The 17281-nt window shown below is 56.7% G+C and carries 16 protein-coding genes; 15 read left to right on the top strand and 1 reads right to left on the bottom strand.

Annotated elements, in window-relative coordinates:
* Positions 1-44 precede the first annotated feature (44 nt).
* Positions 45-1076 carry a 16S rRNA (guanine(1207)-N(2))-methyltransferase RsmC gene (gene rsmC / locus CBW22_RS11755; RefSeq protein WP_058776440.1) on the bottom strand — a complete coding sequence of 344 codons (1032 nt, stop codon included), beginning with the start codon at positions 1074-1076 and terminating at the stop codon, positions 45-47.
* Positions 1077-1182: 106 nt separating this feature from the next.
* On the opposite strand from rsmC, the gene CBW22_RS11750 reads away from it, so the two are divergent.
* The 15 genes from CBW22_RS11750 (at position 1183) to CBW22_RS11680 (ending at position 17136) form a co-directional block, all read left to right on the top strand.
* Positions 1183-1593, top strand: coding sequence for a DNA polymerase III subunit psi (locus CBW22_RS11750; RefSeq protein WP_031279565.1), 411 nt, complete (start codon positions 1183-1185; stop codon positions 1591-1593).
* Complete coding sequence (gene rimI / locus CBW22_RS11745; RefSeq protein ID WP_088516710.1) at positions 1565-2005, top strand: ribosomal protein S18-alanine N-acetyltransferase; 441 nt, start codon at positions 1565-1567, stop codon at positions 2003-2005. Before CBW22_RS11750 ends, rimI begins: the two co-directional genes overlap by 29 nt.
* A 20-nt stretch (positions 2006-2025) precedes the next feature.
* A complete protein-coding gene (yjjG, locus tag CBW22_RS11740; RefSeq protein WP_021506777.1) occupies positions 2026-2706 on the top strand; it encodes a pyrimidine 5'-nucleotidase in 681 nt (226 codons plus the stop codon).
* A gap of 865 nt (positions 2707-3571) precedes the next feature.
* Entirely contained in the window at positions 3572-4168 is a 597-nt protein-coding gene (locus CBW22_RS11735) for an SH3 domain-containing protein (protein ID WP_088516709.1), read from the top strand.
* A 22-nt stretch (positions 4169-4190) separates the two neighbouring features.
* Entirely contained in the window at positions 4191-4688 is a 498-nt protein-coding gene (tssJ, locus tag CBW22_RS11730; protein ID WP_021506780.1) for a type VI secretion system lipoprotein TssJ, read from the top strand.
* Positions 4689-4696: 8 nt separating this feature from the next.
* Positions 4697-6037: a type VI secretion system baseplate subunit TssK gene (gene tssK, locus CBW22_RS11725; RefSeq protein ID WP_058757167.1), complete on the top strand. Its 1341-nt coding sequence runs from the start codon at positions 4697-4699 to the stop codon at positions 6035-6037.
* A 19-nt stretch (positions 6038-6056) separates the two neighbouring features.
* Positions 6057-7298 (top strand): DotU family type VI secretion system protein, encoded by a 1242-nt coding sequence (locus tag CBW22_RS11720; protein WP_021506782.1) that lies wholly within the window; start codon positions 6057-6059, stop codon positions 7296-7298.
* Positions 7299-7301: 3 nt separating this feature from the next.
* A complete protein-coding gene (gene tssM, locus CBW22_RS11715) occupies positions 7302-10931 on the top strand; it encodes a type VI secretion system membrane subunit TssM (RefSeq protein WP_088516708.1) in 3630 nt (1209 codons plus the stop codon).
* A gap of 14 nt (positions 10932-10945) precedes the next feature.
* Positions 10946-11659 (top strand): type VI secretion system-associated protein TagF, encoded by a 714-nt coding sequence (tagF, locus tag CBW22_RS11710; RefSeq protein WP_021506784.1) that lies wholly within the window; start codon positions 10946-10948, stop codon positions 11657-11659.
* A gap of 17 nt (positions 11660-11676) precedes the next feature.
* Positions 11677-12687 carry a type VI secretion system protein TssA gene (gene tssA / locus CBW22_RS11705; RefSeq protein ID WP_058776448.1) on the top strand — a complete coding sequence of 337 codons (1011 nt, stop codon included), beginning with the start codon at positions 11677-11679 and terminating at the stop codon, positions 12685-12687.
* 79 nt (positions 12688-12766) lie between these two features.
* A complete protein-coding gene (gene tssB, locus CBW22_RS11700) occupies positions 12767-13294 on the top strand; it encodes a type VI secretion system contractile sheath small subunit (protein WP_021506786.1) in 528 nt (175 codons plus the stop codon).
* A 2-nt stretch (positions 13295-13296) separates the two neighbouring features.
* Positions 13297-14793, top strand: coding sequence for a type VI secretion system contractile sheath large subunit (gene tssC / locus CBW22_RS11695; protein ID WP_021506787.1), 1497 nt, complete (start codon positions 13297-13299; stop codon positions 14791-14793).
* A gap of 314 nt (positions 14794-15107) precedes the next feature.
* A complete protein-coding gene (locus CBW22_RS11690; RefSeq protein ID WP_021313206.1) occupies positions 15108-15590 on the top strand; it encodes an Hcp family type VI secretion system effector in 483 nt (160 codons plus the stop codon).
* Positions 15591-15739: 149 nt separating this feature from the next.
* Positions 15740-16732 carry a hypothetical protein gene (locus CBW22_RS11685; RefSeq protein ID WP_088516707.1) on the top strand — a complete coding sequence of 331 codons (993 nt, stop codon included), beginning with the start codon at positions 15740-15742 and terminating at the stop codon, positions 16730-16732.
* Positions 16729-17136 carry a hypothetical protein gene (locus tag CBW22_RS11680; protein ID WP_088516706.1) on the top strand — a complete coding sequence of 136 codons (408 nt, stop codon included), beginning with the start codon at positions 16729-16731 and terminating at the stop codon, positions 17134-17136. The genes CBW22_RS11685 and CBW22_RS11680 overlap by 4 nt, the downstream gene beginning before the upstream one ends.
* Positions 17137-17281: the final 145 nt, after the last annotated feature.

Below are 17281 nucleotides of genomic sequence, written 5' to 3'. Positions count from 1 at the left end.
CAAAAAGCAACGTTTTCCCCGTCGCATCGCGGATTTTACTACGCTTAGCGCGCTTTCGCGCCGCGGCCATATACGGCGCGATACACTTTGAAGCGGCCGGTCTGCGCCAGCACTTCATGGTTACCGAAGGTTTCATCCAGCACCTGCGGATAAGGCAGGAAGGCGTTGGCCACGATGCGCAGCTCGCCGCCGCTGTTAAGATGTTTCACCGCACCGCGAATCAGCGTGTGGGCGGCATCAAGGCTGGTTTGCAGCCCGTCATGGAACGGCGGGTTAGAGATGATCAGATCAAAACGGCCGCTGACGTCTGAGAACACGTTACTGGCAAACACTTCGCCTTCCAGACCGTTAGCGGCCAGCGTGGCTTTACTCGCCTCGATGGCGGCGGCGTGCACATCGCACAGCCACAGCCGGACTTTCGGCGAATGCTGCGCCAGCGCGGCGGCTAATACGCCACTGCCACAGCCGATATCCAGCACTTTGCCTTTGGTGTGCGGTGTCAGGGTGGAAAGCAGCAGATCGCTGCCGATATCCAGCCCGTCGCGGCTGAACACGCCCGGCAGGGTATGAATGGTGAGATCGTCCAGCTGATAGCGATTGCCGAACGCGCTGGCGTCAAAGCTGGCCTGCTGCGTCAGCTGACCGTGATACAGCCCGCAACGGCGCGCGCTGTCGATCTTCTCCAGCGTGGCCCAGCTCTCCAGCATGCCTTCGGCGCTGCGCACGCCGCTGCGGTTTTCACCGACGACAAAAATATCGCAGCCCAGCGGCAGCAGCGACAGCAGGTTTTGCAGCTGGAATTGCGCTTCCGGTTTGTTCTTCGGCCAGAAATAGACCAGCGTGTCGCAACCGGCTACGTCGGCCGCACCGGCCACCAGCCCGTACACTGCCCGTTCACCGAGGCGACGGCTGAGGTTCTGCCAGTGATGGTACTGCTGAGTGTGCACGCGGCTCGACGCGGTCTCCAGCTGGGCGGGCAGGTCATCCTGCAGGTCGCCGGCGAACAGTACGTGGCGGGCGGTAAATTCATCACTGTGGCGCAGAATCACTTCGCTGGCCGGGGTAAAAGCAGACATGGAACGCTCCTGTTAAATCAGAGCGGCGATTATAGTGCTTTGTTGGCGCATGTTCGATGGGTTTGCTAGCATAGCGTCGCATTCTGGCAGGATTACAGGTAACAGCATGAGCACAAGGCGCGACTGGCTTCTACAGCAAATGGGGATTACGCAGTATCAGCTGCGACGTCCGCGCGTGCTGCAAGGCGAAATTGCCGTCACGCTAACGCCGGACACGCGGCTGGTGCTGGTCGCTGAGCAGGCGCCGGATTTGCAGGAGCCGCTGGTGCGTGACGTACTGCGGACGCTGAGCATTCAGCCGGGGCAGGTAATGACGCTGACGCCAGAACAGCTGCCGATGCTGCCGGAGCAGGTCGACTGTGCTGGCTGGCTGCTGGGTGTGACCAGCGATCATCCTTTTAACGGCATCACATTCACCAGCGCCGTTTTCAATGAATTAATCAGCAGCGGCGCGGCCAAACGCGCGCTGTGGCAACAGATGTGTAACCATGACAGCCATCTCTTTCATCACCCCTGATTTACAGCCGCGGCTGCTGGAGATCGAGCGCCGCGCGCATGCGTTTCCGTGGAGCGAGCAGACCTTTGCCTGCAATCAGGGCGAACGTTACGTCAATCTTTGCCTGCACGCGGACGGCCAGCTGGCCGGCTTCGCCATCACCCAGGTGGTGCTGGATGAAGCGTCGCTGTTTAACATCGCGGTCGATCCCGCGTTCCAGCGCCGCGGCTATGCGCGTCAGCTGCTACAGCAGCTGATTGCCGAACTGGAGCAGCGTGCGGTAATGACGCTGTGGCTGGAGGTGCGCGCCTCCAATCAGCCCGCCATTGCGCTGTATCAGCAGCTGGATTTTCATCAGGTCAGCGTGCGGCCAAACTACTATCCCACCGCCAGCGGGCGCGAGGATGCCATCATCATGGCGCTCACGCTCTGACGTTATTCAAAAGGGGCACTATGTTAAACGACTGGGACTGCATCCTGTTCGATGCGGATGACACACTTTTCCACTTTGACGCCTTCGCCGGCCTGCAGCGCATGTTTGCCAGCTACGACGTGCACTTCAGCGATCAAGATTACGCTGATTATCAGGCCGTCAACAAACCGCTGTGGGTCGATTACCAGAACGGCACCATTTCAGCGTTACAGCTCCAGACGCGCCGCTTCACGCTGTGGGGCGAAAAACTGCGCGTGGCGCCGGAAGTGCTTAACAGCGACTTCCTTAATGCGATGGCCGAGATCTGCCTGCCGCTGGATGGCGCAGCCCGCCTGCTGGATACGCTCAAGGGAAAAGTAAAAATCGCCATCATCACCAACGGTTTTACGGCGCTGCAGCAGGCGCGCCTTGAACGCACCGGCTTCCGTGACTACTTTGACGCGCTGGTGATCTCCGAACAGGTGGGCGTACCCAAGCCGGACGCGGCGATTTTTGACCATACGCTGCAGCTGCTGGGCAATCCCGATCGCCGCCGGGTATTAATGGTCGGCGACACGCCGGAATCAGATATTCTCGGTGGTATGAATGCCGGCGTGAAAACCTGCTGGATCGATCACGGCACGCGTCCGCTGCCGGCGCACATCACGCCCACCTGGCAGGTGAAAACCTTGCCTGAGCTGCAATCTATTCTGACTGCTTAACAATCCAGAAACCCGCTATTTTAGCGAATTAAACCAGCCTTGTCCGCCTGGCTGGTTTTTTTAACTGCCAGTTTGCCTTTATAACCCCTTTTTTACCGCCTGCCTGGGTTTTATCGCGCGCAGACAAAATGCGTGCCGCTCAGCGCCATTTTTTTTATGACAATTTTTAATGATCGCGCGAGCAAATTTTCATCTTTCATTTACAATCTTTCACAGTTTTAATGGATTGATAAGAATAGTCTTAGGTTTACGGGCAAAAGTGACGCAAATTTGCATTAAAAATATTTGTTAACCTTTACTGAACTAATTTCCTCTGCTAGCGGCGCGTTGAAATTTTGTCAGGCTTCTGTAAACTTCCGTCAGACATTAACAAATGGATTGTGATTGCATGCTCACGGGCAGGTTTTACCTGGCTCGTGCGGTAGCTATGATGTTTCCAGTCTTTTATATGTTGTTGATATATCTCAATAAATAGCAATACTGGCAGCGAATGCCGTAAGTTGTTGCTGTTATCCTCTTAATCGTTACCGATTAACCAGATTCATTGAACGTGATAGTTTTTATACCAGGGATGGCATAAGAGAAACCGAGGTTTGGCTGTGGCTGACCCCTTCGCTTAGCAAAAATTGATCATGTTGCTGATCGTTTGTGAAACGATCAGAATTCTTCCGACATCATCCCTGTCACTAATGTTGCATTTTTAATACTTAATTCAGACTGATCAATTTCTGCCTCGCTGGCGCGATGCGTTAGCCACACTCATTAAAGGGTCAACTTTTTAACTGGTACTGAATCGACGCCGGCTCCCGCCGTGCGCACGGTTCATTTTGCTCTTAACCGGCCTCTGGCCACTTTTTAGGCGTTAATGGAACTAAACATGAAGAAAATGGTGAATCTCCGTATGGCGTTGGGCCTGATGTTTGTTTTCGCAGTGGCTGGCTGTAAAGCACCGCCAAAGATGACAGACGACACTATTGTCAGCAGCACCGTTGACGGCGTCACGCTGTCGCACCGTTATGCCGTCCAGCCGCCGGCACAGTTCAGCCCGGTGAACGAGGCTTATCGCGCGCTCTATCCGGCTTCGATCATGACCCGGCCCAGCTTCGGCGGCAAAGTGGTGGATACGCTGAAAAGCGGTGAAACCTACACCGTGATTGGCCAGGTTGAAAACAACTGGCTGGCACTTGGCGAGTCGGCGCAGGCCGCAGACGAAGCGCAGCCTGAGACTGCAACGGCCGATGACAAAAAAGCGCAGCAGCCAGCGGCTCAGCCTGCGGTACAGCTGATCGGTTATGTCCCGTTCCGCGCGGTGGTGAAAAGCGCGCTGTATGAGCAGACCATCAAAGCGGACCAGCCGAAGCGTCGCGCCCGCGCCAGCAGCAAGAAAAAGACCTGCGTCGCGGTGGATGGCGACAGCAAAGCGTGCCAGAACAGCAACAGCGGCACCTGGATCATCAACTAACACGGTAAGCAGGGAGGGCTGAATGATGACGATGATTTCTCTCCGCCGCGCCGGATTACTGCTGCTGGCTTGCCTGCTGGCCGCCTGCAGCAGTAACAGTCCGGCGCCGGTTGCACGCTACAATCTCGACTTTCAGGCGCATCCGCAGATCAACGCGGGTGCGCCGCTCAAAGTCCGGGTGATGTTGCTGACCTCCGATGCGGAATTCATGTCCGCTGATTTCTACTCCCTGCAGAACCAGCCCGCCACCGCGTTGGGCAGCACGCTGCTCAACAATCAGCAGTTCTTCCTGATGTCAGGTCAGCTGAGTAAAACCCTCAGCGCGAAAAGCCTGCCGGAAGCGCGCTTCATCGGCATCATGGCCGAGTATCAGGCGCTGGACGGTAAAGTCTGGCGCCTCGCGCTGCCCTTCCCGGATGGCGACGACAGCGCATTCTGGCAGTTCTGGAAAAACAACGATGGTGAGTTGAATGCCCGCGTCGTGGCGGATATCAACGGCCTGCGCGTGGTTAAGCAGTAAGGATGCCTATGAACCGAGCCGAAAAGGTTGTCTGGACCGAGGGGATGTTCCTGCGCCCTCACCATTTCCAGCAGTCGGAAAATTTTCTACACAGCACCCTGCGCGAGTGGGGGCAGTCGCAGCGCGCCTACACCTGGGGTTTTTTTGATCTCGAATTTGATGAAGCGCTGCTGCGCCAGGGAAAACTGGCGCTGAGTGCCGCCAGCGGATGTCTGCCTGACGGCACCTTCTTCTCTTTCAGCCAGCCACAGCACGGTCCGGCCCCGCTGGATCTGCCGGCGAATGTCGATCGCAGCAAAGTGGTGCTGGCGATCCCGGCCCGGCGCAACGGGCGCGAAGCGGTGGCGTTTCAGGAGACACAGGATTCACTGGCGCGCTATCTGGCGTGGGAAGCCGAAGTCGAAGATGACAACGCTCAGGCGGTCGGCGCTGCCACCGTTCAGTTCGGCAAACTGCGCCTGCGCCTGATGCTGGAACAGGATCTCACCGCGGAGTGGACGGCGATGGGCGTGGCGCAGGTGATTGAAAAACGCAGCGATAACCACGTGCGCCTCGACACCGATTACATACCGCCGATGCTGACGCTCAACGCCAGCCGGCCGCTGCAAAGCATGCTCAATGACCTGCACGGCCTGATTCAGCAGCGCAGCCAGCAGCTGAGCCAGCGCACGCCGGGTACCGGCCGTTTTAACAGTGCCGACATGGTCGATTTTATGCTGCTGACCTTACTCAACCGTCAGCTTGGCCTGCACGCGCACTTACAGCATCTGCCGCTGCTGCACCCGGAAACGCTCTACAGTCACTGGCTGCAGCTGGCCGCTGAATTGAGCAGCTGGATGCCGGCGCGCACCCCGGACGCGCTGCCGCTGTATGACCATGACGATCTGTACAGCTGTTTTGCCCGCTTAACGCTGCTGCTGCGCCAGGGACTGTCGCAGGTGATGGAAGAGAGCGCCATCCAGCTGCCGCTGACGCAGCGCTCGCACGGCCTCAACGTGGCCACGGTGCCGGAAAGCAGCATGGTGCGCGAGTTCGGCTTTGTGCTGGCGGTCAAAGCCAGCGTGCCAGCCGAGGCGCTGAAAACCCACTTCCCGGCGCAGATGAAAGTCGCGCCCGTCACCAAAATCCGCGATCTGGTGCAGCTGCAGCTGCCGGGACTGGCGCTGAAAGCCATGCCGGGCGCGCCGCCGCAAATCCCGTGGCATGCCGGCTACAGCTATTTCGAGCTCGATAAGAACAGCGAGCTGTGGCAGGAGATGGAGCGCTCAGGTGCCTTTGCGCTGCATCTGGCCGGTGAGTTTCCGGGCCTGAACATGGAGTTCTGGGCCATTCGTAGTCAGTCAGAATAATCAAAACTGAGCACGCCGCATGATGCAGGAACAACAGAAACCGAACAGTGACGTCACACAGCAGGATGTCAGCCATCAGAATGTGCTGGTCGCCGCGGCGAATCCGCTGATTAACGCGATCCCGCAGATTCGCCACTCCGTCTCGCACGACGATCCGGCGCGGCTGCGCCAGCAGCTGATCGATCAGATCCGTCGCTTTGAGCTCAGCTGCCAGCAGTCGGGGCTGAGTTATGAAGTGATCGTGGGCGCGCGCTACTGCCTGTGCACCGCGCTGGATGAAGCGGCGGCGCTGACGCCGTGGGGCAGCCGCGGCGTGTGGACCAGCAACGGCCTGCTGGTGACGTTTCACAATGAAACCTGGGGCGGTGAGAAGTTCTTTCAGCTGCTGGCCAAGCTGTCGCAAAACCCGCGTCAGCACATCCTGCTGCTGGAGCTGATCTATTTCTGCCTGCTGCTCGGCTTTGAAGGGCGCTACCGCGTGCTGGATAACGGGCGTTCGCAGCTGGAAACCATCAAACAGCGTCTGCTGCAGATGATCAAAAGCGTGCGCGGCAGTTACCCGGCGGCGCTGTCACCGCATCCCACCGATCAGCCGGTGCTGCGCAAGCTGTGGCGGCCGATGATTCCACTGTGGGCCTGTGCGGCGGTGGCCGGCTTTGCTGCCTGCCTGTTCTACATCGTCCTGAACTGGCGTCTCGGCGACTACACCTCGCCGGTGCTGGCCAGCATCTATCAGACCGCGCTGCCGGAAGTCAAAATTAGCAATCCGGCACCGCCGCCGCCCGCCACGCTGAACCTGAAAGCGTTCCTCAAGCCGGAAATTGATGCCGGCCTGGTGGCGGTGCGCGATGAAGCCGACCAGAGCGTGGTCACCCTGAAGGGCGATGGCCTGTTCGCCTCGGCATCCACCGAAGTGCGTGGCCGCTACGATGCGGTGATTCAGCGCATTGCCGCCGCGATGAATAACGTCAGCGGGAAGATTCTGGTGATTGGCTACAGCGACAACGTGCCGATTCGCAGCGCCCGCTTCGCCTCCAACTATGAACTCTCGCTGGCGCGCGCGCAGTCGGTGCAAACCCTGCTGCAGCAGCAGCTGGCACAACCGTCGCGGGTTAAAGCCGAAGGGCGTGGCGAAAGCCATCCGCTGGTGCCGAACACCAGCGCGGAGAATCGCGCCCGCAACCGTCGCGTAGAAATTACTCTGCTGGTCGCGCCGGATGCGACGCAAGCGGAACTCAACGGCCTGGCGAGAGGGAACTAATCCATGCTGAATATGCTTTTTGCGGTGCTGACCAGCCGCCTCGCCTGGGGTTTTGTCGGCATTACCGCGCTCTCCTTTATCATCTGGGTGATTGGCCCGGTGTTTTCCATTGTTGACTCGCGGCCGCTGGAGCCAGAGCAGAACCGCATCATCAGTATTGCGCTGCTCTATCTGGTGTGGGGGCTGAGCCAGGCGATTCCGCGCCTGTATAACTTCTGGCTCAACCGCAAACTGATGTCGAGCCTCGAAACCAGCAAAAGCGATGCGCCGGAGCAGGACCGCAAACGCCTGACCAATGAAGAGCAGGTGCTGGCGAGCCGTTTCTCCGAAGCCACCGACATGCTGAAAAAAGCGCACTTCCAGCGCGCCAGCAGCAAGGGCGCGCCTTTCTGGGCGCAGCGCTTCAGCCATCAATACCTCTACCAGCTGCCGTGGTACATGATCATTGGCGCTCCGGGTGCCGGTAAAACCACTGCGCTGGTCAACTCCGGGCTGCAGTTCCCGCTGGCGGACAAGTTCGGCAAAGCGGCGTTGCGCGGCATCGGCGGCACGCGCAACTGCGACTGGTGGTTCACCAACGAAGCGGTGCTGCTGGATACCGCTGGCCGCTATACCACCCAGGAGAGCCAGCAGGAGCGCGACGCCAGCGAGTGGCATCACTTTCTCGACCTGCTGCGCAAATATCGCGGTCGTCAGCCCGTCAATGGCGTGATTGTCACGCTCAGCGTGTCCGATTTACTGACGCAATCGCCGGAAGCGCAGCGCAATCAGGCGATCGCACTGCGTCAGCGGCTGATGGAGCTGCACGATCGCCTTGGCATTCGCTTCCCGGTTTATGTGCTGGTCACCAAAACCGACCTGCTCAAAGGTTTCCGCAGCTACTTCGCTGCGCTGGATAAAACCCAGCGCGAGCAAATCTGGGGCTTTACCTTCCCGTGGGCGCAGGCGTCGACCGCAGAGTTTGAGCTCAACAGTCAGTTTCAGCAGGAGTATTCACTGCTGCAGCAGCGTCTGGATGCCGGCCTGGCCGATACGCTGTTAGCGGAAAGCGATGCGCAGGCGCGGGCGGAAAGCTATCTGTTCCCGCAGGAGTTCGCCGCGCTGCGCCCGCTGCTGGCGGAGGCGCTGGATACGCTGTTTGCCCGCTCTGATTTCGAAACCCAGTTCGCGCCGCGCGGTATCTATTTCGCCAGCGGTACTCAGGAAGGGCTGCCGTTTGACCGCGTGATGGGCGAGCTGAGCCGTGCCCTGCATCTGCCGGGACAGCGCAGCGGCGAGTCCGGCAGCTGGGACCAGGTCGACAAAGAGTCACCGATCCCGCCGAACAAAGGCCAGAGCTTCTTCCTGAAAGGCGTGCTGGAAAATGTCATCTTCCAGGAGTCGGGCCTGGCGGGCAGTAACCGCTGGTGGGAGCTGCGCAATCGCGCCGGATTGTGGTCCGGCTATCTGGCGCTGCTGGTGCTGGTACTGATTGCCGGAGCGCTGTGGCTCACCAGCTACAGTAAAAACAAAGCCTATTTACAGGAGATGGCGGGTAAAACGCCGCAGGTGGAACAGCTGGGACAACAGCTGGAACGCCAGGGCAATGGCGATCTGTTTGCGCTGGTGCCGTATCTCAACACGCTGCTGCAGCTGCCGAAAAGCGCCGACTTCTCGCTGGAAGATCCCCCGCTGACGCGCCGCATGGGGCTGTATCGCGGTACCGAAGTCAGCGACGCCACGCGCACCCTGTATGACAAAGCGCTAAAACAGCTGCTGCTGCCGCAGGTGGCGCAAAACATCACCCGCTGGCTGCGTAACGACAACGGCAGCGATGCGGATTACAGCTACGAAGCGCTGAAAGCTTACCAGATGCTGTATCAGCCAAAACATTATGACGGCAAGTTCCTGCATGCCTGGCTGATGCTGAATATTAGCCGCGAACTGCCGCAAAACGTGACGCAGCAGGAAGTGAAACAGCTGGCGTGGCATCTGCAGCAGCTGCTGGAGACACAGATTCAGTCCTCGCCATACGCGAAGGATGACGCGCTGGTAAAGCGCGAGCAGGCGCTGATTAATCAAATGCCGCTGTCGCAGCGCGTCTACGGACGTCTGAAGCGCCTGCTGCAGCGTGACGGCAGCCTGCAACCGGTCACCCTCGCAGCGCTGGGCGGGCCGCAGAGTGAGCTGGTGTTTTCACGCAAAAGCGGCAAATCAGTCAATGACGGCGTGGCCGGCCTGTTCACGCCAGACGGTTACTGGCAGCACGTCGATAAACAAATCGCACCGGTCACGCAGGCGCTATTCCAGGATGATGTCTGGGTGCTGGGCGGCGTTGCGTCGCCGGAGAACAGTCAGCAGACCGATCTCGCGGTGCGCCAGCTCTACGTGCAGGATTACATCCGCCAGTGGGAGCAGTTCCTCAGCGATATCCAGCTCAACAGCAGCGCGGATTTGTCGCAGCGCATCAACACCGCACGTCTGCTGTCGGGCAACCACTCGCCGCTGCGCCAGCTGGTGGTTAACCTCAGTAAGCTGCTGACGCTGAACCGCGCACAGCCGGATGAGCAAAGTGCCCAGGCACAGCCGGCGACGGGCAACAGCGCCACGCGCACTTTAGAAGCGCTGTTCAGTTCCTCCAAAGCCAGCGCAGCGCCGGGCCAGGGCGCAGCCCAGCAGGCACCGGAGCAGGCGGTGGCGGTGCACTTCGCGCCTGTGCTGGAGCTGGCACAGCCGCTGCAGCAGGGCAGTAAAGTGCTGGCGGTGGATGATTTTCTGCATCAGATCGACGATCTCTATCGCTATCTGACGGCGGTGCAGGACGCTGCCAATAGCGGCATGCCGCCGCCGTCCGGTGATGCCATCAGTCGCCTGCAGGCCAGCGCCGGTCGCTTACCGGGTTCGCTGCAGAATATGGTTTCCAGCATGGCCGTGGGCGCCAGCAGCGATGCACAGCGCCGCGATATGGATAACGTGCGCAAGCGCATCACCATGGAAGTGGGCAGCTTCTGCCGCCAGGCGATTGCCGGCCGTTATCCGCTGGTGCGCAATGCGCGCAGCGAAGTGACGCCGGACGATCTGGCGCGCATGTTCGCGCCGGGCAGCGGGCTGATGGACAGCTTCTTCCGCGACAATCTGGCCAGCAAAGTGGATACCACCAATACGGCGTGGCGTTTCACGCCAGGTATCGACGGCAAAACGCTGCCGGGCGGTGAAGCGCTGCTGCGTCCTTTCCAGCAGGCGCAGTCGATTCGTGATGCCTTCTTTGCTAACGGGGCGACCACGCCGTCGTTCCGCGTCACGCTGCGTACGGTGAAGATGGATAACGACATTCTCAACCTGACGCTCGACGTCGATGGCCAGATTCTGCGTTACAGCCACGGCCCGCAGGCGGTGCAGATGGTGAGCTGGCCCGGACCGGGCGGCACCAGCCAGGTGCGGATGCAGCTTGGCCTGACCAACGGCACCACCTCAACGCTGGTGACCAGCGGTCCGTGGGCGCTGAACCGCTTTTTCGATCGCGCTCGTGTAACCGCGGTCGGTGGCCTGACCCGCGAGGCCAGTTTTAACGTCGATGGCCATCAGGTCACGTTGTCGTTCACCCCTGGCAGTATTCGTAACCCGTTCCAGCTTCCCGGCTTTAGCTGCCCCTGAAACAGGACCTGATAATGACTCATTACGCAGCACCCGGCTGGTACGGCAAATTGCCCAGCTCGGGTGACTTTGTGAAGCGACGCTTCCCCGATGTGCTGTACCGGCAGTGGTCGAACTGGTTTCAGGTCGGACTGCATCACTGGCAAACCAGTGAGGAGAGTAAAAACGCCCCGTCGCGCGCCTTTCTCAAAGCGCCGGTGTGGAATTTTGTCGTACCGCCGATGCTCGGCAGTCAGCTGATCCAGATGGGCTGCCTGATTGCCGCCCGCGACAGCGTCGGCCGCAACTATCCGCTGTGCGCGCTGCGCCATTTTACGCCTGCCGAGTGGTCACCGGCGCTGCTGGCCCGCTCGGGCGAGTGGTATCAGCAGGTCGGCAATATGCTGCTGCGCGTGGTGCAAAACGGCGGTACGCCAGAGCAGCTCGACCAGGCGCTGCTGAGTATTCCGCAGCCCCAGCAGCCGCAAACTGACGGCGAACAATCGGACATTTTACAGGTGATTGGCGACGGCGAGCCGTCGACGCTCAACTGGAAACTGCCGGGTGACAGCTTCGACCCGCAGTTTTACACCAGCTTCTGGTGGACAAACCAGAGCGACGGTTTCCCGCTTTACACCCAGGTGCACAGCGGCAACTTCACCGCACAGCTGTTCTCACTGCTGTTCGACCCGGCCGGCGGGGCAAAACCCGGACGAAACGGACTTTATCCTCCGATGTTTGAATCCTGAGGCCAACCGCTATGACGATGAATATTGACGCGCTGCTGGCGCCGGTCAGCAGTGATAACCCCTGCGGCGACAACCTGGAGTATCACGCGGATTACCAGGCGATGGAGCAGGCCAGTACCGGTAAAGCCGAACAGCAGTTTGGCGAGACCATTATCCCGGCTGAATCAGCGGACTGGAATAAAGTCGAAAAGCTGGCGATTGACTTGCTCAGCCGCAGCAAAGACCTGCGAGTGATGTTAGCGCTTACTCACGCATGGACCGAGTTGAAAGGGCTGCCGGGCTATGCGCAGGGGCTGAAGCTGATTGAGCAGGCGCTGCTGCTGTACTGGGAGCCGCTGTGGCCGCGACTGGAAGAGTACGGCGAACAGGATCCGTTTTACCGCATCAACGCGGTGGCGCTGCTGGGCGATAAATCAGCGCTGAGCAGCGCGGTACGCCAGAGCTGGCTGCTGCGCTACGCCTCGGATGGCATCACGCTGCGCGATGCCGCAGCGCTGTGCGACGGCAGCAAGACCGAAGTTGCGGACTATCCTGGCGGTCTGCCGCGCCTGACCGATGAGCTGGCGCGCGGCGAGCAGCCCGGTATTGAAGCGGTGCTACAGATAAGTGAGCGTTTGCAAACTATTACCGAAACTCTGACCGAACAGCTGGGTGAAGCGGCGGTGCCGGAGCTGTCGCAGCTGCGCAGGCAGATCGCCATGATCGCCGAACGCTGTCAGGCCACTGACCTCAGCGCGCTGCAGCCGGCCGCGGTAACAGAGCCGCCGCCGGAACCGAGCGTCGCCGCGCCCGCCGCAGCGGTTCGCACGGCTGACTGGCGCAGCGTGCAGCTCAGTTCGCGCGCCGATGCGCAACTGATGCTGGAGAAGGTGAAGCACTACTTTGCTCAGCACGAACCCAGCCATCCGGCACCGCTGATGATCGACCGCGTACAGCGGCTGATTGAGCTCGATTTTATGGACATCATCCGCGATCTGGCGCCAGACGGCGTGCATCAGCTGGAAAATATCTTTGGACGCCGCGACTAAGCGAGCGTAACAACTCAACGCAGCGAGACCTGCGCGCCTCCTGCGAAACTTTACCCGCGCACCCTTAATGGAGAAAACCATGGCACCAACGAAATCCAGTGGGCAGAAGTTCATTGCCCGCAATCGCGCGCCTCGCGTTCAGATTGAATATGACGTGGAAATTTATGGCGCGGAACGCAAAATTCAGCTGCCGTTTGTGATGGGCGTCATGGCGGACCTGGTCGGTAAACCACTCGAGCCGCAGGCGAGCCTTGATGAGCGTAAATTCCTGGAAATTGATATCGATAACTTCGATGAGCGCATGAAAGCGCTGAAGCCGCGCGCGGCGTTTCAGGTGGATAACACGCTCAACGGCGAAGGCAAGCTTAACGTCGAACTGACCTTTGAGAGCATGGACGATTTCTCACCGGATGCGATTGCCCGCAAAGTCGAACCGCTGAGCAACCTGCTGGAAGCGCGTACCCAGCTTTCGAATCTGCTGACCTATATGGACGGCAAAAACGGTGCGGAAGAGCTGATCGGTAAGATTCTGCAGGATCCAACGCTGTTGAAAGCGCTGACCCATCTGCCGAAGCAGGATGAAAGCGCTGAAGGTAAGGAGGAGTAATCATGACCCAGTCTTCGCATCAGCAGCAACAGGGCGCCTCGCACTACAGCGAGAATGAACTCAGCGCCCTGCTGAACAAAGAATTTCGTCCAACCAGCGATCAGGCGCGTGCAGCCGTCGAAAGTGCCGTGAAGACGCTGGCGCAGCAGGCGCTGGAAAACACCGTCACCATCTCGAACGATACCTATCGCACCATCCAGGCGCTGATCGCTGAGATTGACGACAAGCTGTCACAGCAGATCAACCAGATTATTCATCATGAAGAGTTTCAGCAGCTGGAGAGCGCGTGGCGGGGTCTGAGCTACCTGGTGAACAACACCGAAACCGACGAGATGCTGAAAATCCGTTTCATGAGCATCTCCAAGCAGGAGCTGGGACGCAGCCTGAAGCGTTTTAAAGGCGCTGGCTGGGATCAGAGTCCGCTGTTTAAGAAGATTTATGAGCAGGAGTACGGTCAGTTCGGTGGCGAACCGTTTGGCTGCCTGGTGGGCGATTACTATTTCGATCACAGCCCGCAGGACGTGGAGCTGCTGGGCGAAATGGCGCGTATCAGCGCGGCGGCACACTGCCCGTTCATCACCGGTACCGCGCCGACCGTCATGCAGATGGAGTCATGGCAGGAGCTGGCGAACCCGCGCGATCTGACCAAAATCTTCCAGAACACCGAATATGCCGCCTGGCGCAGCCTGCGTGAATCGGAAGATGCCCGCTATCTCGGCCTGGTCATGCCGCGCTTCCTGGCGCGCCTGCCGTATGGCATTCGCACCAATCCGGTGGATAGCTTTGATTTTGAAGAGCAGACCGATGGCTCAAATCACAACGGCTACACCTGGAGCAACGCCGCCTACGCCATGGCAGCCAACATCAACCGTTCGTTCAAAGAGTACGGCTGGTGCACCGCGATCCGGGGCGTCGAGTCTGGCGGTGCGGTTGAAAACCTGCCGTGCCACACCTTCCCGAGTGATGACGGCGGCGTAGACATGAAGTGCCCGACGGAGATTGCCATCAGCGATCGTCGTGAAGCCGAGCTGGCGAAAAACGGCTTCATGCCATTGGTGCACCGCAAAAACTCCGACTTTGCTGCCTTTATTGGTGCGCAGTCGCTGCAAAAGCCTGCGGAATACCATGATGCCGATGCGACCGCCAATGCACGTCTGGCTGCACGCCTGCCGTATCTGTTTGCCTGCTGCCGCTTCGCGCACTACCTCAAGTGCATCGTGCGCGACAAGATCGGTTCATTCCGCGAGCGTGATGAAATGGAGCGCTGGCTGAACGATTGGGTGATGAGCTATGTCGACGGTGACCCGGCGAACTCGTCACAGGAAACCAAATCGCGTAAGCCGTTGGCTGCTGCCGAGGTGAGCGTGGAAGAGCAGGAAGATAACCCGGGCTACTACGCCGCGAAATTCTTCCTGCGTCCGCACTACCAGCTGGAAGGCCTGACGGTGTCACTGCGTCTGGTATCTAAACTGCCTTCACTCAAATCGAATGAGAATTGATTAACTGTATCAGGCCGTCATGTATGGCGGCCAGAATGCTCACAGAGCTTTGCAGTTAATGTGCAGACGCAAAACGCTTATTTGCGAGCCGGCTCCACGTTTCGATATTAATATCGAGGAACTAAAGGATTCACTATTTTTTATTGCTCCATCCAGTGGGACAATAAAAACACTCTCTGAATAAACCATGTAGCGATATTCAGAAAACGAGGCAGAGGTAAAATATGGACTGTTTTATTCAGCCCCATGCTTTCCTGTTTGCCATAACGATGCTTTATCAAAGCAGAACGTAAATCAAGCAAGAGAAGATAATTATGGCTATTGATATGTTTTTAAAAGTTGATGGTGTGACCGGCGAGTCTAAAGACTCCAACCACACCGGCTGGACCGATATTACCTCTTTCAACTGGGGTGCTAACCAGCCGGGTAATATGTCTGTTGGCGGCGGCGGTGGTGCAGGTAAAGTAAATTTTGCTGACCTGAGCGTAAATGCACTGATTGACAAATCCACCACTGCAATCCTGAAAAATTGCGCCAGCGGTAAGCATATCAGCAAAGTAGAGCTGTCCGTATGCAAAGCAGGCGGCACACAGATTGAATACGCACGTATCACACTGGAAGATGTGCTGGTGTCAAAAGTTGATTATACCGGTGCTGCTAATGGCGATACCCTGAGCGTGACTTACGCGTTCCAGGCTGCCAAAGTGAAGCAGCAATACTGGGAGCAGAGCTCTTCAGGTGGTAAAGGCGCTGAAAGCAGCGCTGGCTGGAACATCAAAGAAAATAAAGAAGCGTAATTGCTTTATTAAGCGGCCCTGTGGGGCCGCTATAAATATTTCAGAATACTTATCTGAAAATATAATTGAGCGGGATACAACTTACAGAAGAGATGTTAATAAGATTATCTTTTAATTAAATAAATATTTAACTGCAAAAGGAGATTGTGATGACAGGTAAAACTTCCATCGAACCGGGATTTTGTGTAGTGCAACGCCCTGGAAGCCTCACCGAGCAAGCGATGTGGCTGTACGGGACGCGCAACATGCCGGCGGCAAATTACTTTTTGCAGTTAAATGCTGATGTCGCATGGGCTAAACCGGGACAAATCCTAATCGTTGCTGATCCGGAAGGAAACAATCATCCTGCGGCGATGAGTGCCCTGGCAACGGCAAAAGCGACAACCAACAATAGTCTGGCACATCTATCCGTTGATGAGGCGAGTTTTTTTCATCAACATTATAAATCCATCGCAGCAATTACAAATTTCATGGATACAGCGTCTGGTTTAATTAGTGATGCAGGCGAAAAGTATTTCAATGAAATTAGCAAAAAGTTAACCGCTATAGAAGTCGCTTATCAAAATCAATATATAACTTCGGGTTCGCTTATCAGTGAGCAGTTTTATGCGGAAAGAAGGCGATTGTTTTCAGAGCTTGATAGTTTATTAAATAGATTTTCAAGATTGATTATTAATTTAAGACCCTACGATAAGCTTAAAAGTGCCCTCAACCTTTCGAGTTCTTCGATTGTACATGATTGGCAAACTGCGGGGGTTGGTGCTATTCGTGGTTACTCAACATATGTAGACGGTGCTGCAAAAGCCGCAAGGATTATCAAGACAGGCGGTTGGATAGCGGTAGGTTTCAGCGCTTTGAATACCACAAACACCGTGTATGATGCATGTACAGTTAACCGTAAAAACGAGTGTTTGCAAGTTGCAGTTACCGAATACTCTGCTTTTGTTGGTAGCACATTTGCCGGATTATACGGTGCTATGGGTGCAAGTATCGCTATGCGAGGTGCTTGTCTGGCGTTTGGTGTTGCTACAGGGCCGGTAGGTTTTTTAACGTGTAATGTGGTAAGCTCCGTTGCTGGCGGGTTAATTGCGTCTAAAGGCACTGAAAAAATAGTAAAAAAGGTTATGGAGAAAATCCTATGAATGGAGCTGATTTTTTTCTTTATTTAGCTTTCCTATTGATTTTCTTTGCGTTAATTATGCAGGTTTTTTCATACTACATCTTTAAAAAGAATGAACGTAAATACGTTGAGTTGATCAGTGAGTTTAGACGCCGTGATCTCGACCTGGATATAGTAACGAATATCTATTCTTTTTTGGGGCCTCTATTTAATGCCAATAAGATAGTCTATTTTATTGATCTTTATAATGGGAAAGCGATGAATTTAGCGAAAGGAAAGCCTGTAAGTAAGAATACATACAATTTCATCCAGTCTCAGCCTAAAGAAAATATATCATGGATGCTGAGGCTTCATAATTTAAATCTTATCAGTTTTTTTCTTTTGTTTTCAGGCGTGGGTATCGGTTTTACTATTGGCTTTATTTAATAAGCTAAAATTTTTTTTCACGATTTTTTATAATATAATACCGAAAAAAACTTCTGACGTTTGTATAGTGAGCAACGGAATAAATAATGAATTATGCTTTATGAGTCTTTCAGATGTTTTAATTTCTCTATCTGTATTTTCTTTC

The sequence above is a fragment of the Pantoea sp. VS1 genome, assembly GCF_002207995.1.
In the GTDB taxonomy this organism is placed as follows: domain Bacteria; phylum Pseudomonadota; class Gammaproteobacteria; order Enterobacterales; family Enterobacteriaceae; genus Pantoea; species Pantoea dispersa.
This window is presented reverse-complemented; position numbering and strand designations above follow the sequence as displayed.